Source organism: Rhodococcus sp. 852002-51564_SCH6189132-a (genome assembly GCF_001665495.1).
GTDB classification, from domain to species: Bacteria; Actinomycetota; Actinomycetes; order Mycobacteriales; family Mycobacteriaceae; genus Rhodococcus; species Rhodococcus pyridinivorans.
This window is the reverse complement of record NZ_LZMJ01000086.1, coordinates 133,831-158,784: the sequence shown is the minus strand read 5'-3', so window position 1 is coordinate 158,784 and position 24,954 is coordinate 133,831. Positions and strand designations below refer to the sequence as shown.

The 24,954-nt window shown below is 69.7% G+C and carries 17 protein-coding genes and 1 tRNA gene; 9 read left to right on the top strand and 9 right to left on the bottom strand.

Annotated features, from left to right (window positions below; translation table 11 throughout):
- Positions 1-93 precede the first annotated feature (93 nt).
- A tRNA-Met gene (locus A5767_RS22185) sits at positions 94-170 on the bottom strand.
- A gap of 465 nt (positions 171-635) precedes the next feature.
- Between A5767_RS22185 and A5767_RS22180 the strand changes: the two genes are divergently transcribed.
- Positions 636-1,160: a transglycosylase family protein gene (locus A5767_RS22180; RefSeq protein ID WP_006550275.1), complete on the top strand. Its 525-nt coding sequence runs from the start codon at positions 636-638 to the stop codon at positions 1,158-1,160.
- Between the two features lie 111 nt (positions 1,161-1,271).
- Here the strand turns inward: A5767_RS22180 and A5767_RS22175 are convergent, their stop codons facing one another.
- The gene (locus tag A5767_RS22175; protein ID WP_174556232.1) at positions 1,272-4,286 is read right to left on the bottom strand and encodes a UPF0182 family protein; all 3,015 of its coding nucleotides are present in this window, start codon (positions 4,284-4,286) and stop codon (positions 1,272-1,274) included.
- Positions 4,287-4,478: 192 nt separating this feature from the next.
- Between A5767_RS22175 and A5767_RS22170 the strand changes: the two genes are divergently transcribed.
- Positions 4,479-5,084 (top strand): PPA1309 family protein, encoded by a 606-nt coding sequence (locus A5767_RS22170; RefSeq protein ID WP_006550273.1) that lies wholly within the window; start codon positions 4,479-4,481, stop codon positions 5,082-5,084.
- Between the two features lie 63 nt (positions 5,085-5,147).
- Here the strand turns inward: A5767_RS22170 and A5767_RS22165 are convergent, their stop codons facing one another.
- Positions 5,148-6,173, bottom strand: coding sequence for a YlbL family protein (locus A5767_RS22165; RefSeq protein ID WP_024101465.1), 1,026 nt, complete (start codon positions 6,171-6,173; stop codon positions 5,148-5,150).
- Between the two features lie 115 nt (positions 6,174-6,288).
- Between A5767_RS22165 and A5767_RS22160 the strand changes: the two genes are divergently transcribed.
- The 3 genes from A5767_RS22160 to A5767_RS22150 all read left to right on the top strand — a co-directional run bounded on the left by A5767_RS22160 (position 6,289) and on the right by A5767_RS22150 (position 10,032).
- Positions 6,289-7,734, top strand: coding sequence for a zinc-dependent metalloprotease (locus tag A5767_RS22160; RefSeq protein WP_024101466.1), 1,446 nt, complete (start codon positions 6,289-6,291; stop codon positions 7,732-7,734).
- Positions 7,735-7,819: 85 nt separating this feature from the next.
- Positions 7,820-8,710 carry a hypothetical protein gene (locus A5767_RS22155; RefSeq protein ID WP_064255714.1) on the top strand — a complete coding sequence of 297 codons (891 nt, stop codon included), beginning with the start codon at positions 7,820-7,822 and terminating at the stop codon, positions 8,708-8,710.
- Positions 8,707-10,032 carry an ABC1 kinase family protein gene (locus A5767_RS22150; RefSeq protein ID WP_033097113.1) on the top strand — a complete coding sequence of 442 codons (1,326 nt, stop codon included), beginning with the start codon at positions 8,707-8,709 and terminating at the stop codon, positions 10,030-10,032. Before A5767_RS22155 ends, A5767_RS22150 begins: the two co-directional genes overlap by 4 nt.
- 19 nt (positions 10,033-10,051) lie before the next feature.
- Here the strand turns inward: A5767_RS22150 and A5767_RS22145 are convergent, their stop codons facing one another.
- Positions 10,052-10,378: a WhiB family transcriptional regulator gene (locus A5767_RS22145; RefSeq protein ID WP_228044579.1), complete on the bottom strand. Its 327-nt coding sequence runs from the start codon at positions 10,376-10,378 to the stop codon at positions 10,052-10,054.
- 661 nt (positions 10,379-11,039) lie between these two features.
- Positions 11,040-13,184 (bottom strand): ATP-dependent DNA helicase UvrD2, encoded by a 2,145-nt coding sequence (locus tag A5767_RS22140; protein WP_064853143.1) that lies wholly within the window; start codon positions 13,182-13,184, stop codon positions 11,040-11,042.
- Between the two features lie 109 nt (positions 13,185-13,293).
- On the opposite strand from A5767_RS22140, the gene A5767_RS22135 reads away from it, so the two are divergent.
- Positions 13,294-13,548, top strand: a complete 255-nt coding sequence (locus tag A5767_RS22135) for a mycoredoxin (protein ID WP_024101470.1) — start codon at positions 13,294-13,296, stop codon at positions 13,546-13,548.
- A gap of 156 nt (positions 13,549-13,704) precedes the next feature.
- Here A5767_RS22135 and nudC read toward each other — a convergent pair whose 3' ends face one another.
- Together nudC and A5767_RS22125 are read right to left on the bottom strand one after the other, a co-directional pair.
- Positions 13,705-14,604, bottom strand: coding sequence for an NAD(+) diphosphatase (gene nudC, locus A5767_RS22130; RefSeq protein WP_006550265.1), 900 nt, complete (start codon positions 14,602-14,604; stop codon positions 13,705-13,707).
- Between the two features lie 9 nt (positions 14,605-14,613).
- Positions 14,614-15,702, bottom strand: a complete 1,089-nt coding sequence (locus A5767_RS22125) for a potassium channel family protein (RefSeq protein WP_006550264.1) — start codon at positions 15,700-15,702, stop codon at positions 14,614-14,616.
- A 121-nt stretch (positions 15,703-15,823) separates the two neighbouring features.
- On the opposite strand from A5767_RS22125, the gene A5767_RS22120 reads away from it, so the two are divergent.
- A complete protein-coding gene (locus tag A5767_RS22120) occupies positions 15,824-16,213 on the top strand; it encodes a DoxX family protein (protein ID WP_033097208.1) in 390 nt (129 codons plus the stop codon).
- A 50-nt stretch (positions 16,214-16,263) separates the two neighbouring features.
- Complete coding sequence (locus A5767_RS22115) at positions 16,264-17,325, top strand: NAD-dependent epimerase/dehydratase family protein (RefSeq protein ID WP_064853142.1); 1,062 nt, start codon at positions 16,264-16,266, stop codon at positions 17,323-17,325.
- Between the two features lie 7 nt (positions 17,326-17,332).
- Here A5767_RS22115 and A5767_RS22110 read toward each other — a convergent pair whose 3' ends face one another.
- A complete protein-coding gene (locus tag A5767_RS22110) occupies positions 17,333-20,689 on the bottom strand; it encodes an ATP-dependent helicase (protein ID WP_064853141.1) in 3,357 nt (1,118 codons plus the stop codon).
- Positions 20,686-24,012, bottom strand: a complete 3,327-nt coding sequence (locus tag A5767_RS22105; protein ID WP_064853147.1) for an ATP-dependent helicase — start codon at positions 24,010-24,012, stop codon at positions 20,686-20,688. Before A5767_RS22105 ends, A5767_RS22110 begins: the two co-directional genes overlap by 4 nt.
- A gap of 154 nt (positions 24,013-24,166) precedes the next feature.
- Between A5767_RS22105 and A5767_RS22100 the strand changes: the two genes are divergently transcribed.
- A complete protein-coding gene (locus tag A5767_RS22100) occupies positions 24,167-24,952 on the top strand; it encodes an alpha/beta hydrolase (protein ID WP_197483288.1) in 786 nt (261 codons plus the stop codon).
- Positions 24,953-24,954 lie beyond the last annotated feature (2 nt).

Here is a 24,954-nt window from a genome sequence, read left to right as displayed (position 1 = left end):
TCCCTCGCACCCCTTCATGGGTAACCCCCCGGGGGGGGGGTGACCCCCTCGAACGAACGACGGCGGGGCGCCCCCCCCCCCCGGCCTTCGTGGTGGTAGCGGGGACAGGATTTGAACCTGCGACCTCTGGGTTATGAGCCCAGCGAGCTACCGAGCTGCTCCACCCCGCGTTGCATGAATGAACCTACACGAGCACGAAAACGGAATGCAAATCGCCTCGTCGGACGCGGATGGGCCTCGACGACAACCGAAATCGCAACCCCGAGGTGTCTCGGTTCACATTTCCACCATGACTATCGCCACATAACGGCGGTGTAACGATCTTGCATCGACCCCCGTTATCACCTTCCTGAGCTGCGAAGACTCAATCGTCCCATCCCATCAGGTGGACAAACACCTCTCCCGGCGGAGGATGACGCGCCGCGGAGCGCTTTGTACTGTCGGTCCCGGCTCGAAACAGCCGAGCCACCACCGGCCCGTCGCCGCCAGTCTGCCCCGCGGGATCCGGTGCCTACGAAGACCCGAGGGGCAGGGACGCAACCGACGTGGTCCCCGATCCGGACGGAGACATTTCTCCGTCGACCGAGATCGACGAGGGCCGTCGCGCTCCGCGAGCGCGGGAAGGACTCCACAGAATGACCAACTTCAGCACGCGTGCATTCCGCACTGCCGTCGTCACCGGTGCACTCGCCGCGGTTCCGTTCGCGCTCGCCACCGGCACCGCGTCCGCCGCCCAGCACAACTGGGACGGCGTCGCCCAGTGCGAGAGCGGTGGCAACTGGGCCATCAACACCGGCAACGGCTACTACGGCGGCCTGCAGTTCTCGCAGAGCACCTGGGAGGCCAACGGCGGCAGCGGCCGCGCGGACCAAGCCTCGAAGGCGGAGCAGATCCGTGTCGCCGAGAACGTCCTGCAGACGCAGGGCCCCGGCGCGTGGCCCGTCTGCGGTCAGTACCTGACAACCGAATCCGCGCCGGCTCCCGCCGCACCCGAGGCGCCCGCACCGGCACCCGAGGCTCCGGCACCCGCGGCTCCGGCCGCCCCCGAGTTGCCGGCCGAGGTCACCCAGGCCGTCGACACCGCGAACCAGCTCGCCCAGCAGTACGGCTTCGGCGCCGAGTTCGCGCAGATCGTCGATATCACGCTGGCCGGTCGCTGACGCAGACCGTCTCTGCGAACACGACGAAGGCCCGCGGTGCGAACCGCGGGCCTTCGTCGTGTCGGTTTCCGTTACCGGATCAGCCGCCGGTGGATTCAGCCGCCAGTGGATTCAGCCGCCCGTGGATTCGTAGGCATCGACGGCTTGCTGCACCCGCCGCAGCGCCCGTCCGTAGGCTTCGAAATCGCCGCTGGTCTGCGCGTTGGCCAGCTCCGCGAGTGCCGAATCGAGCTCCGCGACCGCGGCATCGCGATTCGCGGGAGTCGTCGGCGCCGGCGAGGTGGGCTGCTGTTGCTGCTGATCGGAAGGCTGGTTCTCGTCCGTGGTGCCCTCGATCACCTCGCCCCGCGTCTCGTCCTCCACCTCGGCGGTGGGCAGCGCCTCGCCACCGGGAGCGGTGGCCGCGTCGCCGACGCCGGGACCGAACACCTGGTCGAGCGCACCGGCGAGAGTCGGTGCGTAACCGATCCGGACGCCACCGCTGGCACCCGGCTCCCGGTAGCTGACGAGCACGCGCGACAGCTGCGGGAAGGTCGACGTGCTACCCGCCGTCGCGTTGCGCTCGGTGTACATCGGCTGGACGTACAGGATGCCGCCGTCCGCGATGGGCAGGGTGAGCAGGTTGCCGTATTGGATCCGGTTGGACCGTTCGAGCAGGGTCCGTTCCGAAGCCACTCGGGTGTCGGAGATCATCGCATTCTGCGTCTGCTCCGGACCGAAGGTCTGCGTATCCGTCGGCAACTGCAGGATCGTGAACTTCCCGTAGTTCTCCGGATCGGATTCGACCGAGATGTACGCCGACAGGAACTGCCGGTTGTAACCCACCATCGCCGAGGTCAGACGGAACCGGGGATCCGCCGTCTCGCGATCGCCCATGAGCAGGTAGTAGGGCGGCTGGTTCGCGCTGGTGTCGACCGTCGGGTCCGCCGGCACCGACCAGAACGCATTGTTCGTGAAGAACTCGCGCGGGTCGTCGACGTGGTACTTGGCGAGCATCTCGCGCTGCACCTTGAACAGATCCTCCGGGTACCGGAAGTGCGCCCGCAGCTCGTCGGAGATCTGGTCCTGCGGGGTCACCGCATCAGGGAAGACACCCATCCACGCCTTCAGGACCGGGTCCTCATCGTCGACCTGGTAGAGCGTCACCGTGCCGTCGTAGGCATCGACCGTCGCCTTCACCGAGTTGCGGATGTACGAGACCTCCTTGCGGGGCAGCAACCGGCCGGTGTTCTGGTCGATGCTGTCCTCGACGAGGCCCTCGAGCGACGCGCGCTGCGCGTACGGGTAGTAGTCGAGCGTGGTGTACGCGTCGACGACCCACTTGATGCGGCCGTCGATCGCGGCCGGGTAGGCGTCGCCGTCGGCCGTCAGCCACGGCGCGACCTTCGTCACGCGCTCACGCGGGTCGCGGTTGAACAGGATCTTCGAGTCGCTGCCGATGGCGCTCGAGAACAGGATGTTGCGTTCGCCGTACTTCGCGGCGAAGGCGAGCCGGTTGAACCAGTTGCCGATGTCGACGCCGCCCGAGCCGGTGTAGGTGTACTTTTCGGTGTCGGTGTCGTACTCGCGCGGACCGGACGAGTCGGCGCTGTTGCCGACGATCGCGTAGTCCGGATCGGCCTCGGCGATGACCTCGCCGTAGTAGATGCGGGGCTGCTCGACGGGGATGACCTGGTTCTCCGCAGCGAGCGACGCCAGGTCGCTGACGAAGTAGACGGGATAGCCGCTGTTGCTGTTGGCGGCCTCCTCCGCCGAGGCACTCGCGGCGGCGTTCACGCGGTTGGCGGGCGCCGCGACGAGACCGTTGCCGTGCGTGTACACGGTGTGGCGGTTGATCCAGTCGGTCTGGTTGCCGGTCAGGCTCGTCGGCGAGAGCTCACGCGCCGCGACGATGTAGTCCTCCATACGACCGTCGAGCTCGTACCGGTCGATGTCGAGCGACTCGGGGTAGCCGTAGAAGTTCTTCAGCTGCGTCTGCTGCGTGAACGTGCGGGGAAGCACGTTCGGGTCGAGCAGGCGGGCGTTCGCGATCGTGGTGATGTCGGCCGGGATGTTCTCGGGCGAGGTGGTGCCCACACCCGGGTAGTCCTCGTACGCCACCTTGTCGTCGGTGATGCCGTACGCCTCGCGGGTCGCGGCGATGTTGCGCTCGATGTACTCGCTCTCCTTGTCGGCAGCGTTCGGGCGCACCGAGAACTGCTCGACCATGAGCGGGTACACCGCGCCGACGAGGATCGACGAGAGCACGAGCAGCGCCGTCGCGAGCGCGGGGATCCGCAGGTCGCGCAGGAAGATCGCGGCGAAGAACGCGATCGCGCAGATGACGGCGATCGCGAGCAGGATGAGCTTGGCCGGCAACACCGCATTGATGTCGGTGAAGCCACCGCCGGTGAAGGTGGGTTCCTTGCGGCTGCTCCACAGCAGTTCGTACCGATCGAGCCAGTAGGCGAACGCCTTGAACGCGACGAACAGGCCGGCGAGGACCGCGAGCTGCACACGCGAGGCCGTCGACATGCTTCCCCCGCGACCGGCGAGGCGGATGCCGCCGAAGATGTAGTGGGTGACGAGATTCGCGATGAACCCGAGCACGATCGCGACGAAGAACCAGTTGAGCAGGAAGCGGTAGAACGGCAGGTCGAAGGCGTAGAAGCCGACGTCGAGACCGAACTGCGGATCGGTGGTGCCGAAGTCGCCGCCGTTGAAGAACATCTGGACGGTGACCCAGCCGGCCTGGGCGACCAGACCGGAGAGCACACCGAGCACGACCGGGATACCGATCCCGAAGGCGCGCATGCGCGTCATCACGGTGGTGCGGTAGCGCGCCACCGGATCGTTGGGTCCGGTGGTCGGCACGAAGACCGGGCGCGACCGGTAGGCGAGCAGCATCGCCAGCCAGACGACACCGCCGATGAACAACCCGACCGCCAGGAACAGTGCGATCCGGGTCAGGAGAACCTTGACGTATACGTCCCGGAAGTCGACCTCGCCGAACCAGAGCCAGTTGGTGTAGGTGTCCACCAACCGTGGTCCGAGCAGGAGCAGCACTGCGGCCACCACTGCCAGGATCAGCAGAACTCTGCTCCGCTTCGACAATGTAGGTACTCCGGTCGGGGGCCTCATGCCCACGTGCCACGCTCCCAACTCGTCCGGCGGCGCGATCGCACCGCATCTGTACATCTCGCGCTCGACGAAAGCGTGCGAGCACGCCTCGTTCTCACGGAGTGACCGTTTCGCCCCACTCTACGGAATCCTCGTACAGGGGGTCGCACGACGCAGATCCGGCAGCGCACACCCGCGTACGGGTGCCAGGATAGGCCGGTGAACCAACGTCTTCCCGTACCTTCCGAACAAGGACTCGCGCGCGCCGTCCACGAGATCATCGATTTCGCGGATGCGGAGGGTTGGGACCGCCCTCCCGTCATGTTCGCGCTCGTCCCGACCGTGCTTCTCGCAGCCGCCGAACCCGCCCTCGCCGACCAGCTCGACGAGGGACACGAGTACACCCCGATCGCGCAGGAATCTTTCCCCGACGACGTCGAGGGCGGCAGTCCCGCACTCGAGGAGTTCCTCGCCACGACCACCTGGCCCGGATCGGTTGCCGGGTGCGCTCTCGTGCAGGAGGTGGTCGTGCTGCCGCCGAGCGCCGAGAACGAACTCGACGACGCCTTCACGCCGTTGCTCGCCGACGCCCACGCGGCAGACGAGGCGGCCCGGCTCGCAGCGCACAGTCACCCGGAACGACGCGCCGCCCGCCTCATCTCCGCGGTCCTGCGCGACGGGCCGTCACTCTCGCTCCTTCAGTTGCGCCCCCTCGACGACGACGATCCGTTCGCGGGCACTGAACTGCGGACCTACGACAACCTCGCCCCGCACGTCGTGGCCGCGTTGTACGCGACCCTCGAGGCGAGCGACGACGACTACTGAGAGGGCGATCACCGCACTGCCGGCCCCCGTGCGGCGCGCGGGATCGGCTGCCGACGGGCGGGATCAGCTGCAGGCGGGCGCGTCGCGTCCGTCCGCGATCGCTGCCAGCGCGTCGATCGCACCCTCGAGCGTCTCGACCTTCACGAGCTGCACACCCTCGGGGGCGCCGCTCTGCGCCTCCGCGCAGTTCTCGGCGGGCACCAGGAATACGGTCGCGCCGTCCTCCGACGCCGCGGTGAGCTTGTGGGTGATCCCGCCGATCGGACCGACCATCCCGTCCGAGTCGATGGTGCCGGTACCGGCGACGTCCAGACCGCCGTTGAGCAGGCCCGGGCTGAGCTTGTCCACCACGGCCAGACTGAACATCAGGCCGGCGGACGGTCCGCCGATGTCGGCGAGGTTGAAGGTGACCTCGAAGGGCACCTCGGGAACCTCCTCGGTGGCGATGCCCAGGAAGCCCTTGTCCGGGTCGCCGGGCCGGGAACCGACAGGAACGTCGAACGACTCCTCGGCATCGCCGCGCCGGACGGTGACGTCCACCGACTCACCGGGCGGCACGTCGCCGACCGCGCGCTGGACCTGGCCGGCCGTGCGCATCTCCTCGCCGCCGACGGCGACGATCCGGTCGCCCGCCTCGAGCAACCCGGCGGCAGGGGCGTCCTGGCCCACCTCGGCGATCCGCAGGGTCACCGGCAGGTCGAGATAGTGCAGGGCGGCGAGTTCGGCGGACCGCTCCGACTGGGCGAACTGCGCCTGGTCGACGGCCTGGACCTCGTCCTTGCTGCGGTCGGGCGGGTAGACCTGCTCGCGCGGCGCCACGCCGTAGCGCCCGCTGATCCAGGCGGTGAAGGTCTGCGCGAGGGTGAGATTGTCGGTGACCCCGACGGTCGTCATGAACAGACTGCCCTCGGTCTCGTCCGCCTCGATCCCCTCGAGCGCGACGACCGGGGTGCCCTCGATCTCCCCGAGCGTGTCGAAGACGGGGCCGGGGCCGAGCGCCACGTACGGCGCCCGGACGTTGAACGCCACGACCACGATGACGAGGATCGGGAGCACGAGCGCGAGCGGCAGGACGTAGCGACGATTCACCCGGCCAGGGTAACGGTCGCCCGACCACCCCCTTCACACCACGACCGTGTCGTGTTCGCCATGAGCGTGACCACGACGCCGGTCCCCGCCCTGGACGCCTTGTACCGTTGGATACATGAGCGACACGCCCTTCGGATTCTCGAATCCCGACGACGACCCCGACCGTAGGAAGGACGAGGGTTCCGGTAGCGGCGGAGCCGGTGGCGGCATGCCCTTCGGATTCGGACTCCCCGGCAGCGGTGGGGGCGACAACCCGTTCGGCGGTCAGGGCTTCGATCCCGCGCAGTTCGGTCAGATGCTCAGCCAGTTCGGCCAGATGCTCGCCGGTATGGGCAGCGCCATGGGTTCCGGCGGCGGCTCGGGTCCGGTCAACTACGACATCGCGACGAAGCTCGCACGTCAGCAGATCGGGTCCGTCGACCCGGTCTCGCCCCGTACCGCCGACGCCGTGACGGACGCCGCGCGTCTCGCGGAACTGTGGCTCGACGCGGCCACCACGCTGCCCGCGGGTGCGTCGAAGGTTGTGGCGTGGACGCCCGTCGACTGGCTCGACAACACCCTCGAGACGTGGAAGCGCCTGTGCGATCCGATCGCCGAGCAGGTCAACGGCATGATGCTGAACGGTCTGCCCGAGGAGGCCCGTGCGATGGCCGGGCCCATGCTCGGGATGTTCTCGCAGATGGGTGGGGTTGCTTTCGGCTCCCAGCTCGGCCAGGCCCTCGGCCAGTTGTCGAAGGAAGTGCTCACCTCCACCGACATCGGTCTCCCCCTCGGCCCGGAGGGCACCGCCGCTCTCCTGCCGGCCGCGGTCGAGAGCTTCGGTGAAGGACTCGAGCAGCCCGCTCAGGAGGTGCTCGTCTTCCTCGCCGCACGCGAGGCCGCCCACCAGCGCCTCTACAGCCACGTGCCGTGGCTGCGTCAGCGGATGCTGGCGACCGTCGAGGAGTACGCACGCGGCATCCGCATGGACATGTCGTCGATCGAGGATCTCGCCCAGGGACTCGACCCGTCGGCACTCACCGACCCGTCCAAGCTCGAGGAAATCCTCAAGCAGGGCGCGTTCGAACCCCAGACCACCCCGGAGCAGAAGGCCGCACTCGAACGACTCGAGACGATGCTCGCGCTCGTCGAGGGCTGGGTCGAGACGGTCGTCGCCGACGCGCTCGGCGAGCGGCTCCCGGGTGCCTCGGCCCTCACCGAGACCCTGCGCCGTCGCCGCGCCACGGGCGGACCGGCCGAGCAGACCTTCGCTACGCTCGTCGGCCTCGAGCTCCGGCCCCGGAAGGTGCGCGAGGCCGCTGCGCTGTGGCGACGCCTCACCACCGACGCCGGCACCGAGGCCCGCGACCATGTGTGGGCGCATCCCGACCTGCTGCCGGACTCGTCGGATCTCGACAACCCGACGGCCTTCGTCGATCGTGTGATCGGCGGTGGCACCGGAGCCTTCGAGGATCCGATCGCCCAGCTTCAGGCGACCATGGAACGTGAGCAGGCCGAACGGGATCGCGCGGCCGAGGACGGATCCGGCGAGGACCGGCCCGGGGACGACAGCACCTCCTAGAACGACCCGATAGAGGCACCCGCGCCTGTGGACAAACTGCTCCTCGTGAGCCGTCCACGGGCGCGGATACTGTCAGTCTGTCTCCATGATCACCGCATCGCGCGAGACGACCACGAATCCCGCGCCGGCCGAGGCTGCGGTTCTCCGGGTCGATCCGGAACTGGCCGTGCTCGAGCGGTCCGACGGCTCGCTCCAGCTCGGCTGGGGTCCCGGCACCGCGACCGTCGTCCTGCCACCCCAGGGCATGGACAGCTTCGACCTCGGCGTTCTCGTCCGACTGCTCGACGGCCGGCTCACCCTCGACGAGGTGCTGGACGTCGCAGCCGAGCGCGGGCTTCCGTCCGGACGGGTCCGGCAGGTGCTCGATGAGCTCACCGCGACGGGTGCGGTCCGGCAGGTCCCCGCGTCGCACGGTCCGGCGCGACCGCGGCGGGTGCGGGTCCACGGCTCGGGTCCGCTCGCTTCGGCGATCGTCGAGGATCTCCCGGTATGGGATGTGCGGTGGGTGCGCTCGTCGTCCGGTGACGAACTGCAGGACCCGGCCGACTGTGTCGTCCTCGCCGACGGGCAGGTGCCCGACCCCCATCTCGTGAACATGCTCGTGCGGGCCGGTATCCCCCATCTCGCGGTGCGGATCAGGGACGGACGCGGCATCGTCGGCCCGTTCGTACTCCCCGGCCGGAGCAGTTGTCTGCGCTGCGCCGATCTCGTGCGGGCCGATCTCGATCCGTCCTGGCCGCGACTGGCGAGTCAGCTGTACGGGCGGCAGGGCCACGCCGGCAGGGCGGTGACGTCGGCGACCGCGGCGATGGCCGTCGGCCAGATCGAGGCGTTCCTCTCCGCAGATCCGTCCGTGACCCCGGCGGTCGACCGCACACTCGAACTGGACCTGCGAACCCACCGCATCGTCACGCGCCGATGGTTCCGTCACCCCCGGTGCGACTGCTCGGCCATCGCTCGGGTCGGTCAGGCATGATGGGGGGCGTGCCAGACATCCCTCGCAGAAGCTCGTCCCGCACTGCCAAGCTCGCGAGCATTCCTCTGGGAATCGCCGGGCGCGCCGCTGTCGGTTTCGGCCGTCGACTCGCCGGCGGAGATCGGGAGGAGATCGACGCCGAGATGACGGCGAAGGCCGCCGAACAGTTGTTCAGTGTGTTGGGCGAACTCAAGGGCGGCGCCATGAAGTTCGGCCAGGCCCTGAGCGTGATGGAAGCCGCCGTCCCGGAGGAGTTCGCCGAGCCGTATCGGGAGGCGCTCACCAAACTGCAGGCGGAGGCCCCTCCACTGCCCGCCCAAGCCGTGCACCGCGTGCTCGACCAGCAACTCGGCACGAAGTGGCGTGAGCGCTTCGAGTCGTTCGACGACGTGCCCGTCGCGTCGGCCAGTATCGGCCAGGTGCACCGGGCCGTGTGGTCGGACGGACGCGAGGTCGCGGTGAAGGTCCAGTACCCGGGCGCCGACGAGGCTCTGCGCGCCGACATGCGCACGCTGTCCCGGTTCGCCGGATTGTTCGCCACGATGATGCCGGGTGCCGATGTGCGTGCGCTGCTCGACGAGTTGTCCGCACGCACCGAGGAAGAGCTCGACTACCGGATCGAGGCCGACAACCAGCGAGCCTTCGCGAAGGCCTTCGCCGGCGACGAGAAGTTCGTGATCCCGCGTGTCGTCGCGAGCGCCCCGAAAGTCGTCGTGACCGAATGGCTTTCGGCCACTCCGCTGTCTGTGATCATCAGCGGTGGCACGCGGGAGCAGCGCAACCGGGCCGGTGCGCTGCTCGCGGAGTTCCACTTCTGTTCGCCCGCGCGCGCCGGTCTGCTCCACAGCGACCCGCATCCGGGCAATTTCATGCTTCTCGACGACGGCCGTCTCGGAGTCATCGACTTCGGGGCCACGGCGTCGATGCCCGACGGCTTCCCGCCGGTGCTCGGACGGATGGTCCGACTCGCCCTCGAGGAACGTTTCGACGAACTCACCCGGCTGCTCTACGACAACAAGTTCGTCCTGCCCGGCCGCACGGTCACCGACGAGGAGATCGCCGACTACCTCCGGCCGTTCACCGACCCGATCCACACCGAGTCGTTCCACTTCACCCGCACATGGCTGCAGCGGGTGGCGGGCACGGCCACGGACTTCTCGAGTTCGACCTTCAAGACGGCTCGGACGCTGAATCTTCCGCCCGAGTACGTGAGTGTGTTCCGGGTGCTGCTCGGCTCGGTCGGCATCTGCGCTCAGCTCGACGCCGAGGCGCCGTACATGCGCATCCTCAGTGAATGGCTACCCGGCTTCGTCGAGGAGTGACGAAGCCGGGCAACCGTATTCACGCACAGACCAGTTCCTTGCGGGGTTCGGGCAGCGGATTCTTCCGCGGCCGGCCCCGCGGCCGCTTGCGGGCCACGACGACACCACGGTCGATGATCTCCCCGCCCCACACGCCCCAGGGTTCCTCCCGCTCGAGAGCGGCGTCGAGACACTGGGCACGCACCGGGCAGCCCGCACACAGCGTCTTGGCGTACTCGAGATCGGCCGGGGTCTCAGCGAACCAGAGGTCGGGGTCGTTGTCGTGGCACGGCAGGGTGTCGCGGTCGCGGTCGTTGCGGGAGACCGCGAAAGTGTCGCTGCGCGACAGGATGTCGGTACAACGCATCTCGTCTCCTTCCGTTCGGTTCGGCAGGCTCGACGGGTATTCGCTCGGCACGTGAGCTCCTTCGTTGGTTCGGTGGAATGCGATGCGAACCCGGCCGGAGAACGAGAAAGGCCACGGTCCGCTGGGCGGGGTCCGTGGCCTGGAGGAGACGAAAGGTCTACCGGGAAACAGTTCCCGATCGACTTCCGACCACGGACGAGACGGCGGCGGCGTGCACACGTCGGCGTGCACGCGGCGCGGCTGCCACTGCGGGTGCCACAGATGTGGCGGTGCGAGTGGTAGCGGCGGCCCCAGCGACACGAGGGGCCGCTGCCGCTGCAAAAGCATCGAAACCGAGCATCGGGGCCACCTCACTTTCTCGTCGCGCACGGACCGTCTCCCGTGACATCGTCATCCAGACTAGATTCGTGAGCACGATCGGCACAAGTTATTTTCTACCTGCGGTTTCGTGCCGCGTTCTTCGTCCCCGCACCAAAGTCGGAGGGCATGTCCCTCGCGACCACGAGACTCCTGCCCGACCTCGACGAGGCCGAACGCCTCGTCCTCGGGCTCGATGCGTTGCGCGCCGACGACGGCTCGAACAAAAGCACCTTCCGGGTGTTCCGCGACCGGCCGGGCACTACTTTTGCCTGTGCGCCGAATGAACACGGTCGGGTAGTCGTCAGAGGTCGAGGGTGTCGACGGTGCGCTCCCCCCGCACGAGGGCGAGCACGTCGGCACCGTACTGCTCGAGCTTCTTCGCCCCGATCCCCGGGATGGCGACCAGCGCACGATCGTCGCGCGGCTGCTGTTCGGCGATCGCGACGAGGGTGTTGTCGCTGAAGACGACGTAGGCCGGAACCTTCATCTCCTTCGAACGCTCCCGGCGCCATTCCTTGAGCGCGACCAGCAGATTCTCGTCGAGATCGGATGGGCAACCCTCGCAGCGGCCGAGCATGGTCGAGGTGGTGCCCATGAGCGGCTTGCCACAGACGCGGCATTGCGGGCGCTTCTTCCGCGGGGAGGACGGTTCGGCGATCTTCGACGCGGGTGAACTGTCGGGGATGAGCCCGTGAAGGAATCGAGAGCGTCGCCGCGACCGACGTCCGCCCGCCGTGCGGGACAACGCCCACGACAGTTGCAGGTGCACACGGGCTCGGGTGACACCGACATAGAGCAGCCGCCGTTCCTCCTCGATGCCGGCCTCGTCGGGCGGTGTGTCCTTGTCGCCGGTGACATGAGTGATCGGCAGGGTGCCGTCGGTGAGTCCGACGAGGAAGACGGCGTCCCATTCGAGGCCCTTCGCCGCATGCAGCGACGCGAGGGTGACGCCCTGGACCGTCGGTGGCTGGCGCGCCTCGGCACGGGCCGCGAGATCGCGCAACAGACCCTGCAGATCGAGATCGGGTTCGTGCTCGAGCAGTTCCTCGGTGAGCTGCACGAGCGCGACGAGCGACGCCCAGCGCTCGCGTGCCTGCGCACCCACCGGTTCGGTGTCGGTCAGGCCCAGCGGCACCAAGGTGGCCCGGACGAGGCTGCGCAGCCCGGCACCGCGACCGGCATCCTCCGGCAGGTCGTCGCGCGTACCCACCTGACGCAGGGCGTTGACCGCCTGCCGGACCTCCGCGCGGTTGAAGAAACCTTCACCGCCGCGCACCTGGTACGGGATACCCGCCTGCGTGAACGCCTGCTCGTAGGCCTCGGACTGGGCGTTGATGCGGTAGAGCACCGCGATCTCGGCCGCCGGGACCCCCTTGCCCATCAGCTTCGCGACGGCCTTGGCGACCGCCTGCGCTTCGGCCGGTTCGTCGTCGAACTCGGCGAAGGTGGGCTCCGGCCCGGACGGACGCTGACCGATGAGCTCGAGCCGGGTGCCGGCGATGCGGCCCCGCGCCGCGCCGATCACGCGGTTGGCGAGGTCGACCACCTCCGGCGTGGAGCGGTAGTCGCGTTCGAGGCGCACGACCGTGGCGTCGGGGAACCGGCGGGAGAAGTCGAGCAGGTGCTTCGGGGTGGCGCCCGTGAACGAGTAGATGGTCTGGTTGGCGTCGCCGACCACCGTGAGGTCGTCGCGCGCGCCGAGCCACGCGTCGAGCACGCGCTGCTGCAGCGGCGTGACGTCCTGGTACTCGTCGACGACGAAGCAGCGGTAGCGGTCGCGGAACTCCTCGGCCACCGCGAGGTTGTCCTCGAGGGCCGCGGCGGTGTGCAGCAGCAGGTCATCGAAGTCGAGATACATCCCGTCGCCCGACCGGGTCTTGAGCTGCTCGTACGTCTCGTAGACACGCGCGACCCGCTCGGGATCGGCCGGTGGGGTGCGGTGGGCGCGGGCGGCCGCGGCGGGATAGTCCTCGGGCGCGACGAGCGTGCCCTTGGACCATTCGATCTCGGACAGCAGGTCGCGCACGGTGTCGGTGTCGGTCGGGAAGCCGCACCGGTGCGCCGCCTGCGAGACCGCCGCGAACTTGCGATCGAGCAGTTGCCAGGGTGTGTCGCCGACCACCTGCGGCCAGAAGTACCGCAGCTGCCGCAGCGCAGCGGCGTGGAAGGTGCGGGCCTGCACCTGCGTACCGTCGCCACCGATGCCCAGGGCGCGTAGGCGGGAACGCATCTCCCCTGCCGCGCGGGCGGTGAAGGTGACGGCGAGGACTTGGCTCGCGGAGACGTGACCGGCCGAGACGAGATGGGCGATGCGGCGGGTGATCGTGCGGGTCTTGCCGGTACCGGCGCCGGCGAGCACGCAGACCGGCCCGCGTGGGGCGAGCACCGCTGCTGTCTGCTCGGGGTCGAGACCGTCCACCACATCCGCACACATGGCCTCCATCATGACAGCGACCGCCGACAGCGCAGCCCACCGGTGAGATCACCCGGTGTGGTGAGGACCACAGCTCACCCCGCCGCGGAACATGTTCGGCGGCTGTGATGTTCTCGAAGACATGACGCCCACCGACGCACCCGCCCTCACCGTCTACTCCACCACCTGGTGCGGTTACTGCAGGCGGCTGAAGACCCAGCTCGACCAGAACGGCATCCCATACGCCGAGATCGACATCGAGTCGGATCCGGCCGCCGCGGAGTTCGTCGGCAGCGTCAACAACGGCAACCACGTGGTGCCCACCGTCAAGTTCGCCGACGGCAGCACCGCGACCAACCCGTCGCTCGCCGAGGTCCAGCGCGCTCTGGGTCTGTAGCTCCCGCTCTTCCGGTAAGGCCGGTCGCGTTCGTCGCGGCCGGCCTCTCCCGTGTCCGGGCCCGACTCGATCCTGTGCCCTCTACCGCAGTGCCCTCTACCGCAGTGCCCTCTACCGCAGTGCCCTCTACCGCAGTGCCCTCTACCGCACGGCCTGCTACTCCTTGGCCCAGCCCTCGAGCATCCCGCGCGCAATGGAGATCGAACCGGGCAACAACAGCGGGGCGTCCTCGGCGGACGCCCAGTCGCCAGTCGCCAGCGCCGCACGGACCTCGTCACGAGTGAACCACCGCGCCTCGGTGATCTCCCCGTCGCGGAAGTCCAGCGCCTGCTCGGGATCGGCGATCGCCGCGAATCCGAGCATGAGCGATCGAGGGAACGGCCAGGGCTGACTGCCGAGATACCGCACGTCGCGCACCTCGACACCGACCTCTTCACGGATCTCCCGCACCACGCACGATTCGAGCGACTCACCGGCTTCGACGAAGCCTGCGAGAACGGAGAAGCGCCGCTCGGGCCACACCGGTTGCCGGGCGAGCAGCACCCGGTCGTGTCCGTCGTGTACGAGGCAGATGATCGCCGGGTCGGTGCGAGGGAACTCCTGGTGTCCGGTCTCGGTGCTGATCCGCGACCAGCCGGACATCGTCGGACGGGTGGGCGAGCCGTCGACCGCGCTGTAGCCGGCGTTGTCGTGCCAGTTCAGCAACGCGACCGCGCTGACCATCAGATCGGCGTCGGCATCGTCGAGACGCTCGCCGATGCGCCGCAGATCGGCCACCGTGCCCGTCTGCGCCAGGACGCGAGACGCCCAGACGTGGTGTCCGTCGCGGATACCCAGGAAGATCGCGCCCTCGACCGGTTCGGGACCGAGCTCGGACGCCTCACCGAGCACGAGCGCGTTGTCGGAGACACGGACCTGGTTGCGACGATCGACCCGCAGGAGTTTCGCACCGGCCCAGCCGGCGCGCAGGGCGTCCTCGTCCGAACGCAGTTCCTCCGCCCGGTCGACGACGGTACGTGAGAGCAGCGGGGTACCCGACAAAGCGAAACCGGTCACATCAGCACCCTAGCCACGCATGGCGCCCGGCGACGAACCCACCAGCCGGATGTAGAGCAGTTTGTCGTTCGCTTCGAGCGCGTCGACCTCGGGCGAACCGATCCGCCACATCCGCCCGTCGCGGACGACGGCGAGCACGATGTCCTTGAGATGCCGCGGGGATCCCCCGACCTCGCTGGGGTCGACATCGCGTTCGGTGATGGCGAACCCGGCTTCCGGGGTGAGCAGGTCCTCGATCATCTCGACAACGTTCGGCGTGGTCGTGGCGATGCCGAGCAGTCGCCCCGCCGTCTCCGACGAGATGACCACCGAGTCGGCACCGGACTGACGCAGCAGGTGGGTGTTCTCCGACTCGCGGATGGCGGCGACGATCTTCGCGCGCGGGGCGATCTCGCGGGCGCTGAGGGTCACGAGCACCGCGGTGTCGTCGCGGTTCGCGGCGACGATCACCGCCGACGCGTGCTGCACCCCGGCGAGCCGGAGCACATCGGACTTCGTCGCCGAACCCTGGACCGTCACGAGGCCCTGGCCGGCCGCGGACTCGAGAACCACCGGATCGGTGTCGACCACGACGATCTCGGACGGGGGTACCCCGTCGCCGAGCATCGCGTCGACTGCGGTACGGCCCTTGGTGCCGTAACCGATGACGACGGTGTGATTACGCACGCGGCGCCTCCAACGCTGGATCTTGAATGCTTGCCGGGAACTCTCGGTCAGTGCCGACAGAGTGGTACCGACGAGCACGATGAGGAAGAACACCCGGAGCGGGGTGATCAGCAAGATGTTGATCAGGCGCGCTTCGGGTGTGAACGGGGTGATGTCGCCGTAGCCGGTGGTCGAGAGCGAGACCGTGGCGTAGTAGACGCAGTCCAGCAGCGACAGTTCGTCGCCCTGGGCGTCGCGGTAGCCATCGCGATCGAGGTAGACCACGACGACCGCGAGGAACAGCGCCGCGAACGCGTAGCCGATGCGACGCGCGATCGCGAGTCCGGGACTCGTCTGTTCCTGGGGTACGCGCAGCACACCGACGAGCGCGAAGTCGGGGCGCTCGGTGAGCTGATCGGAGCGGCTGAACCGCGCACGCAACCTCCCGGGCATCGCGGTGTCCCACCTTCCTGCTGTCGGCCTCCACTGGTGGCCACCCTCGGTCGTCGCGGTACCGAACGAACTGCGCCCGATACCGGATCGCAGCGTACCGCCGCGCGCTAGTGTGGCACGCATGTCCACGAAAGCGTCGCAGCGCTCTGCGATCCGGCTGGCAGGTCTACTTCTCGGCGTGGGGGTCCTGCACTTCGTGCGACCGGAACCGTTCGACGGCATGGTGCCCCGCGCCCTGCCGGGTGATGCCCGCACCTACACCTACGCCTCGGGGGTCGCGGAGATCGCCGTCGCCGGCGCGCTCGCCGTGCCCCGCACCCGGCGCCTCGGCGGTTCCCTGGCCGCGGCGCTGTTCCTGGCGGTCTTCCCCGCCAACGTGCAGATGGCCGTGACGTGGCTGCGCAGCCCGAAGCTCTCCCCCGCCGCCAAGGCGGTGTCGCTCGCCCGGCTCCCGCTGCAGGTCCCGCTCGTCACCGAGGCACTGAAGGTCCGCCGCACATCCTCCCGCTGAGCTGACCACACGCGGTGAGTGAGGTCACAGCGAGCGGGTATGCGTTCGGTATGGACACCGCACGTGGTCTGAAGGTGGTCGTCGTCGGCGCGACCGGAAATCTGGGAACCGGGATCGTCGAGGCGCTCGGACGCGAACCCGACGTCGCCGAGATCGCCGGCGTCGCGCGACGACCGACGGAATGGACGTCCCCCAAGGCGACCTTCACGGTCGCCGACACCACCACCGACGACTTCCGCCCCATCGTGCGGGGCGCGGACGCGGTGATCCACCTGTCCTGGCTGTTCCAACCCACGCACCGCCCGGAGGTGACCTGGGAGAACAATGTGCTCGGCGCGATCTCTGTCTTCGAGGCGGCTGCCGCGGAGAAGGTTCCCGCGCTGATCTACTCGTCGTCGGTCGCGGCCTATTCGCCCGGACGCTCGACGGATCGCGTCACCGAGGACTGGCCCACGCACGGGTGGCCGGGTGCCGCCTATCCCCGCGAGAAGTCGTATCTGGAACGTTTTCTCGACACCCTCGAACTGCGGGCGCCGGAGATGCGCATCGTACGGATGCGGCCCTACTTCCTCTTCAAGCGCGAATCGGCGACCTCACAGCGACGCCTGTTCGTCGGCCCCCTGCTCCCGGGAAACCTGCTGCGCAGCGGACTGCTCCCCGTGATGCCGCTGGTCGAGGATCTGCGTGCCCAGGTACTGCACACGAGCGACGTGGCCGACGCCTTCGTCCGTGCGACCGTCCGGCCCGTCCGCGCGTTCAGCCTCGCCACGGAACCGCCCGTGGACGGCGCGTTCCTGGCAGAGATGTTCTCCGCCAGGAAGATCCCCGTACCGCGTGCAGCACTCCGCAAGGCCGTGCGGGCGGCCTGGCACGCGCATCTCGTTCCGGCCTCCCCCGGCCTGCTCGACACCGTGCTGCAACTTCCATTGCTCGACGGCACGCGCGCCCGCACAGAACTGGGCTGGGAACCGCAGTATTCGCCGCCCGAGATCCTCGAGGAATTCCTGTCGGGACTGCGGGAGGGAGCCGGGATGCCCACCGCTCCCCTTGCACCCGATACTGCCGGACGCCGGGCACACGAAGTGGCCACCGGTATCGGGCAGCGCCCCTGAGGTTGCGTCACTCGCCGTCGGCACGCCCTCGCAGATTCCCCGCCTCGAGCACGAGGCGTTCGAGCATCGCCGCATTCGGCAGTTCCTCGGGCGCGACGGTGTGTCCGGTGCGGACGTAGTGGAAGGCCGCTCGGACCTTGTGCAGCGGCAGTTCGGCCGGTCGGCCGGTGAGCCGCTCGGTCCGCGCTGCCATCAACTGGGCCCAGGCGAGCCGGTAGGCGGCGAGCTGCACACCCACCGCGGCGAGCTTCTCGCTTTCCGGTTCGGCGCCGGTCTTCCAGTCGATGACCGTCCAACCGCCGTCCGGATCCTCGAAGACGGCGTCGATACGTCCGCGGATCACGGTGCCGCCCAGGGCCGTTTCGAACGGCACCTCGACCTCGACGGGGTTGCGCGACGCCCACTTCGACCGCAGGAATGCCTCCTGGAGCCGGTCGAAGTGCGAATCGTCGCCGTCCTCGTCGTCGGCACCGGGAAGCTCGTCGAGGTCGAGCAGGCGCGTCGCGCCGAATCTGCGCTCGAGCCACGCGTGGAAGGCGGTGCCGCGACGCGCGAGCGGATTGGGCCGGAACGGCAACGGACGACGCAGACGCGCGGCGAGGGCGTCGGGATCGGTGGCGAGATCGACGAGTTGGCTGACTGACAGCTGTGCGGGCAGCACCACCTCGGCGCTCTGCTCGGCGCGCTGTTCGCGTTCGGCCAGGAGCGCATCGACGTCGGTGGCCCACTCGTCGGGATCGTCGTCGTATTCGGTCGGGAGGTCGGTCCGGTCGAACTCGGCGAGGACCAGTGCCGCGCCGCGTTCGACCTCGGTGCGCCGGGCACCGAGCGGGTCGCGCGGCCACAGTGCGCTGCGCGGTGAGGCCGTGAGCGGGTTCTCCTCCTCCGGTTCGGGTTCCGGAGCCCAGTGGTCGATCGCACCGAGTTCGGGCCGGGCCGTGACGATCTCGTGCAGTTCCTCGAGGAACGGCGAGGGTCCCTTCGGTTCGGATCCGGTGTCTGCCCAGTGGTGGGCGGAGACGAACAGTGTTCGTTCGGTGCGGGTGAGAGCGACGTAGAACAGCCGACGGTCCTCGTCGAGCTTGCGGCGCTTGAGCGCGTCCTTGTGGGAGTCGATGGCCCGCTCGAGCATCTTGCGATCGGAGAGGTCGTCGAGCTCGAGCACGGGCACACCGTCGGTGCTGCCCGGATCGTCGGCGGGCAGCACCCGGTCGCCCCGCAAGTGCGGGGGAAGTTCGGTCGTCGAACCGAGCCAGGTCGCGGCGGCGGTGGAGGATGGGAAGACCCCGGCAGCGACATGTGGGACGGCGACGACCTCCCATTCGAGGCCTTTCGCGGAGTGGACGGTGAGGACCTGCACGCGGTCGGGGTCGACTTCCACCTCACCGGGCGCGAGCCCCTGCTCGATCTCCTCCGCCGCCGCAAGATAGGACAGCAAACCGGGCAGGGTCGCGTTGGTCCGCCCCGCGTAGGACGCGACGACCGAGGCGAAGGCGTCGAGATGCTCGCGGCCGGCGACACCGCGTCGGCGGCCCACGCGGGCCTCGGTCTCGATGCCGATACCGAGCACACGCTCGACTTCGGCGACGAGTTCGGTGAGCGGCTGGCCGAGCCGCTCGCGCAGGGAGGTCAGCTCGCGACCGAGCGCGACGATGCGCGCGTAGCCGAACTTCGAATAGCGGCTGCTGTCGCCGGGATCGGAGATCGCATCAGCGAGACCGGCCTGGTCGGCATATTCACCGGGCAGCGCCGAATCGAGGGCGTCCTCGAGCGCGTCGGGATCGGTCACCGCACCGGCGACACCCCAGCGTCCCGCGATGGCCAGTTCCTGGGCGCGCTCCCACAGTGCCTTCAGGTCGGCGGCACCGAGCTGCCAGCGGGCGCCGGTGAGCACCCGCACAGCTGCGCTCCCGGCCAGCGGATCCGCCGCCAGGCGCAGCATCGCGAGCACGTCGGCGACTTCGGGCGTGTGCAGCAACCCGCCGATGCCGACGACCTCGACCGGAAGGTCGCGGGCGCGCAGCGCCTCGGCGATCGGAGCGGCGTCGGCGTTGCGTCGGATGAGGACCGCAGCGGTCGGCGGTGTGCGTCCGGACTCGCGGGCGGCGGCGTACTCGTCGGCGATCCGGTCGGCGACCCAGTCGCGTTCCACCGCGACGTCGGAGTGCAACGCGAGGCGGACGTCGCCGGCGGCCGCGTCGGGGCGGGGACGCAACTGGCTGACCGACACCCCGCGATCGCGCAGAGGTTCGGACGAGACGTTCGCCAGTTCGAGGGCCTGCGGCGGATTGCGCCAGCTGGTGAGCAGTTCGCGGGTGGGTGCCGGCTCGCCGTCGGCCGCCGGGAAGTCGGTCGCGAACCGCGGCAGGTTGGCGGCCGACGCGCCGCGCCAGCCGTAGATGGACTGCATGGGATCGCCGACCGCGGTGACCGCGAGACCGGGATCGGCGCCACCGCCGAACAGGGCGGCGAGTAACACGCGCTGGGCGTGCCCGGTGTCCTGGTACTCGTCGAGCAGCACAGCCCGGAATCGTTCCCGCTCCCCGGCTCCCACCTCGCGGTGATCGCGGGCGACCCGCGCGGCGAGCGACATCTGGCTCCCGAAGTCGAGAGCACCTTCGCGGCGCAGTGTCTCGGACAGCCGTTCGACGAGCGGAAGCAACTGCAACCGCGCGTGCTGGGTTTCGAGGTAGCCGAGCAGCGTCTTCGCCGGTGCTCCGCGCTGCCCCGGGCCGGGCGGGAGGGTGTGCACCAGCTGTTCGAGTTCGACGTGGGCGTCGCGCAGCAGATCCGGCTCGACGAGGTGCTCGGAGAGCTGGCCGGACAGGGCGAGAACGGCCTCGGTCACCGATGCGGGATTGCGGTCGGTGTCGAGTTCGCCGTCCCACGAGCTGACCACGCGGTGCGCGACCTGCCACAGCTCGGTCTCGGACAGCAGCGTCGCCGATGGTTCGATGGGCAGCAGCAGACCGTGCTCGGTGAGCAGGCGACCGGCGTATGCGTGGTATGTGCTCACCTCGGGTTCGCTGCCGAGGATCCGTGCGCGCAACCCGCCGCTCGGATCGAGGTCGCGCAGGAGCGCCGATCCGGCGAGCTTGGCCAGGCGCGCCCGGATGCGGGCCGTGAGCTGCTGCGCGGCCTTACGCGTGAAGGTCAGGCCCAGTACCTGCTCGGGTTCGACGAGACCGTTGGCGACGAGCCACACCACCCGCGCGGCCATCGTCTCGGTCTTGCCGGCACCGGCCCCGGCGACGACCAGCATCGGGCCGGGCGGGGCCTCGATGACGGCGGCCTGCTCGGTCGTCGGCGGTAACTGTCCCAGTGCCTCCGCCAGGCGCTTCGCGCTCACCCGTGGTGCACTCATTCCCCTGTCACCTGTCTGCCTTCGTCGTGTGCCGGGCAGCTCGACAGCACCGGGCAGTGCCGGCACCCGTCGTTGACCCTCGCAACGAAGCGGGGGCCGCGGGTCGCGGCCGCCGCGTCGTGGATGATCTCCCGCCACTGCGCGAGACCGTCCTCGTCGAGGGGCGGCTGCACGCGCTGCGTCGCGCCTTCCTTGTTGTGCGGCTTCGCCACGAAGACCAGGCGCGCGCCACCGGGCTCCGATGCCGGTTCGCCCTCGATCGCGCCGGCCGCCGCGGCCACCTGGTAGGCGGCGAGCTGGGCATGATCGCGCGCGGCGTCCTTCGACACCGGGTTCTTCGCGGTCTTGACGTCGATGACGACCGGGCGGCCCTCGGCGTCACGTTCGAGCCGGTCGATGCGACCACGGAGCCGCACGCGGGGCTTGTCGTCGGAATCGGGTTCGAGGATGCCGTCGACCTTGATCTCGACGCCGATCTCGGTGAGCTCTCCGCGTGTGCCCTGCAGCCACGTCGAGAAGGTGTCGAGCATGCGGCGGGTGCGTTCGAGCTCGCGGCGGGCATACCATTCGGCACCCAGATCGACCGAGTCCCATGCCTTCTCGAGGGCCTGGTCGATGCGGTCGGGAGGGATCCGCCCGGCGAGCGCCTGGACGAGGGTATGTACCAGCGTGCCGGTGACGGCATGGCTGTTCTCGCCGTCGGAACCGCCGTGGCGCTCGAACATCCACCGCAGCGGACACGTCGTGAGCTGTTCGACCGTGGACGGCGACAATCGCACCGCGTCGTCGTCGGGATCCCACAGCGGGTCGGCGGTGCTGGGATCGGCCGTGCCGTACCAGTCGTCGGGGTGGGCGCCGCGCACCCCGGCGCGCGCGAGCCGCGCGAGTTGCTGGGCGGCTCGCTGCTGTCGTTCGGGTTCGGTCTCGGCGATCTCGGGATCGCAGACCACGCTGCGCAGTTCGGCGACGAGGGCGGGCAGGGCCAGCACGCGGGTGCGGACCTCGTCGGGCACCGGTTCGGCCAGGAGGTCGTCGGGCGCGTCGAGGTCGTCGGTGCCGACACCGCGCAGTTCGTCGACGAAACGGGACCGGACCAGTTCGCTGTCGCCGCTCACCGAATCGACGGCGGTCACCAGAAGGTGGGTGCGGGCGCGACTGCACGCCACCAGGAACAGGCGCCGCTCCTCGGCGAGCAGCGGTGCGGTGCGGGAGAGCCGCGCACCGGCCTCGTCGCCGCCGTCGGCACCGGAGACCGCGTCGATCAGGGCCTCGATGCCGAGCAGGGTGCCGCGGGCGCGCAGGCTCGGCCACAGCCCTTCCTGGACACCGGCGACCACCACGACGTCCCATTCGCGACCGGCGGCGGAGTGCGCGCTGACGACCGTGACCGCTTCGGATTCGGCGGCGACACGGGTGCGAGCCGTCGCAGGGATCTCCTGCTCGGTGAGATAGTCGACGAACCCGGCGATGTGTGCGCGGGGCAGACGGTCGACGTAGTCGGCGGCGGCGTCGAACAGAGCCACGACGCCGTCGAGATCGCGGTCGGCCTGCGCCCCGATCGGCCCACCCCAGGCCGACGCGGCGGCCCATCGCCGTTCGAGTCCGGTGGCCTGCCATGCCTCCCACAGCACGTCCTCGAGACCGCCCCCGCGCAGCGCCGCCGAGCGGGCCTTGCGCAGCACACCGAGCACCTTCCTCAGCGGTGCCGCCTCGACGTCGGTCAGCCCGCGGATCAGATGCGAGTTCCCGGCGGTGTCGTCGCCCTCGGTGAGCAGGATGCGCAGCAGTTCGGCGGAGTCGCGGTCGTTGCCCGATGCTAGCTCGACCCGCCGCAGACCACGCCGCAGTCTCCGCAGCGCGACCGGTTCGGCACCGCCGATGGGCCCGGACAGCAGGGCAAGTGCTTCGTCCCCGCCGAAGCCACTGTCGGATACCGCGCGCAGCACGAGCAGCAGTCCCGCGACGCTGTGCTGGCGGGCCAGCGGGAGTTCGGAGGCGGCGGTCGTCATCGGGACGCCCGCCGCGAGCAGCGCGCGACGCAGCGGCGCGAGTACCCGCGGCACGGACCGGACAACGATCGCCATGCGCGACCACGGCACACCGTCGACGAGATGGGACCGGCGCAGGGTGTCGGCGACCAGCGCCGCCTCCTTGGCCTGCGACGAGCACACCGCCACGCGGACCTGCCCCGGATCACCCTCCTCGACGCGGTGCCCTGCCATACCCCGGTGCGGCGGCAGGCCCGGCAGTCTGCGGGTGATCCCGTCGGCGACGGACGCCACCTCGGGAGCGGCACGATGGTTGACACCCAACACGATGCGGCGCGATCCGTCGGCCTCGCCGAGGCTCTCGAGGAAGGAGGTGTCGGCGCCGCGGAAGCCGAAGACGGCCTGATCGGGGTCGCCGGCGATCGTGCTCGTGCGGGTGCCGGTACCGATCACGCGGACCAGGTCGGCGGCCTGCGGATCGAGATGCTGGGCGTCGTCGACGAGCAGGTGGCGGATGCGGCCGCGCTCGGCGGCCAGCAGATCGGGATCGGTCGCGAACGCCGCGAGCGCCGCGCCGACGAGTTCGGCCGCGTCGAGTGCCGGAGCGGTGGCCTCCGGAGCTTCGAGACCGACGGCACCGCGAAGCAGCATCACCTGCTCGTAGCGCTCCGCGAAACGCCCGGCCGCGACCCATTCGGGCCGATTGCGGCGCTCCCCGAGCGCGACCAGATCCTCCGGGCCGAGACCGCGCTCGTTGGCGCGCAACATCAGGTCGCGCAGTTCGACGGCGAAGCCCGTCATGCCCAGTGCCGGACGCAACCGCTCGGGCCACATCCCGGCGCCGTCATCGATGTCGCCGCGCAGCAGTTCGCGCAGCACGGCGTCCTGTTCGGCGCCGGTGATCAGACGGGGCGGCGGATTGCCGTGCGCCGAGGCCTGCAACCGCAGCACCGCGAAGGCGTAGGAGTGGACGGTACGGACGAGCGGCTCGCGTGTGGCGCGGGGCACTGCGCCGTCGCCGAGCGCGATCAGACCGGCCGTGATCGCCTCGCGCACGGCGGTGGCGGCCCGCCGCGAATGCGTGAGGATGAGCACCGACTCGGGATCGGCGCCGGAGGCGATGCGGTGGACCGCGAGGTCGACCAGCAGGGACGTCTTGCCCGTGCCGGGACCGCCGAGGACCTGCCACGGCCGCCAGCGGAGGGAGGGCGGGGCGTCGTCGAACAGCACGCGCACGTCGTCGGGCCACTCGCGGGCCACCGGCGCCTCGGCGGACCTGCGCACGAGGCGCGCGGCCGGGCGGCGGACGCGATCGGGGATCTGCGGTTCGGACATGCGCGAGACGGTGGCGGGCAGGTCGGTGACCTGCGCCCGTGGTGGGTGCAGGTCGGGGATGCCGGTATCGACGTCGAGCATGACCCCATCCCACCAGACGGGTACGACAGCGTCCGGGGCACACCGCGGAGTCACGACTGGGATAGTGGTCGGCGTGAGTGCCACGGATCTTCTGCACACCCATCTGTTCGGCCCCGTCGACGGACCGGAGGTCCTCGCCCTGCACGGACTCACCGGTCACGGCCGACGCTGGCGGAACCTCGCCGAACGACACCTGCCCCACCTGCGGTTCGTCGCTCCGGACCTCCGGGGTCACGGCCGGTCGCCGTGGACTCCCCCGTGGTCGTTCGAGGCGCACATCGCCGACCTGAAGGCCGTGCTGGACGCACACACCACCGGTCCCGTCACCGTGGTGGGCCACTCCTTCGGTGGTGCCCTCGCGCTGCATCTCACCGCCGCGGTGCCCGACAGGGTGCGGGCGCTGGTACTCCTCGATCCGGCGATCGGCCTCCCGGCCGACCGGATGCTCGAGATCGCCGACCTCACCCTCCACAACCCCGACTACACGGACGAGGCGGAGGCGCGGGCCGAGAAGGTCCACGGCGACTGGGGCGAGGTGGCCCCCGAGTTGCTCGACGAGGAGATCGCCGAGCACCTCGTCGAACTCGACTCGGGGCGTGTCAACTGGCGGATCTGCGTACCTGCGCTGGTGACCTCGTGGGGCGAGCTGGCCCGCGGACCCGTCCTGCCGCCGGCCGGTATCCCGACGATCTTCGTGCAGGCCGGGAAGGTGCAACCCCCGTACACCACGTCAAATTTCCGTCGCGACCTGGCGGAACGACTCGGCGACGACCTGACCCTGCTCGAATTCGACTGCGACCACATGATCGACCAGGCGCGTCCCGCCGAGACCGCCGAACTCGTGGCCCGGATGGTGTAGCC

Excerpts from the sequence above, each read along its gene's own strand:
- A5767_RS22145 (WP_228044579.1), bottom strand. The coding sequence starts at position 10,378 with ATGCGTTGTACCGACATCCTGTCGCGCAGCGACACTTTCGCGGTCTCC.
- A5767_RS22120 (WP_033097208.1), top strand. The coding sequence starts at position 15,824 with ATGTCCACGAAAGCGTCGCAGCGCTCTGCGATCCGGCTGGCAGGTCTA.
- A5767_RS22140 (WP_064853143.1), bottom strand. The coding sequence starts at position 13,184 with ATGATGGAGGCCATGTGTGCGGATGTGGTGGACGGTCTCGACCCCGAG.
- A5767_RS22180 (WP_006550275.1), top strand. The coding sequence starts at position 636 with ATGACCAACTTCAGCACGCGTGCATTCCGCACTGCCGTCGTCACCGGT.
- A5767_RS22115 (WP_064853142.1), top strand. The coding sequence starts at position 16,264 with ATGGACACCGCACGTGGTCTGAAGGTGGTCGTCGTCGGCGCGACCGGA.
- A5767_RS22135 (WP_024101470.1), top strand. The coding sequence starts at position 13,294 with ATGACGCCCACCGACGCACCCGCCCTCACCGTCTACTCCACCACCTGG.
- A5767_RS22150 (WP_033097113.1), top strand. The coding sequence starts at position 8,707 with ATGATGGGGGGCGTGCCAGACATCCCTCGCAGAAGCTCGTCCCGCACT.
- A5767_RS22155 (WP_064255714.1), top strand. The coding sequence starts at position 7,820 with ATGATCACCGCATCGCGCGAGACGACCACGAATCCCGCGCCGGCCGAG.
- A5767_RS22105 (WP_064853147.1), bottom strand. The coding sequence starts at position 24,012 with ATGTCCGAACCGCAGATCCCCGATCGCGTCCGCCGCCCGGCCGCGCGC.
- A5767_RS22125 (WP_006550264.1), bottom strand. The coding sequence starts at position 15,702 with ATGCCCGGGAGGTTGCGTGCGCGGTTCAGCCGCTCCGATCAGCTCACC.
- A5767_RS22160 (WP_024101466.1), top strand. The coding sequence starts at position 6,289 with ATGAGCGACACGCCCTTCGGATTCTCGAATCCCGACGACGACCCCGAC.
- A5767_RS22110 (WP_064853141.1), bottom strand. The coding sequence starts at position 20,689 with ATGAGTGCACCACGGGTGAGCGCGAAGCGCCTGGCGGAGGCACTGGGA.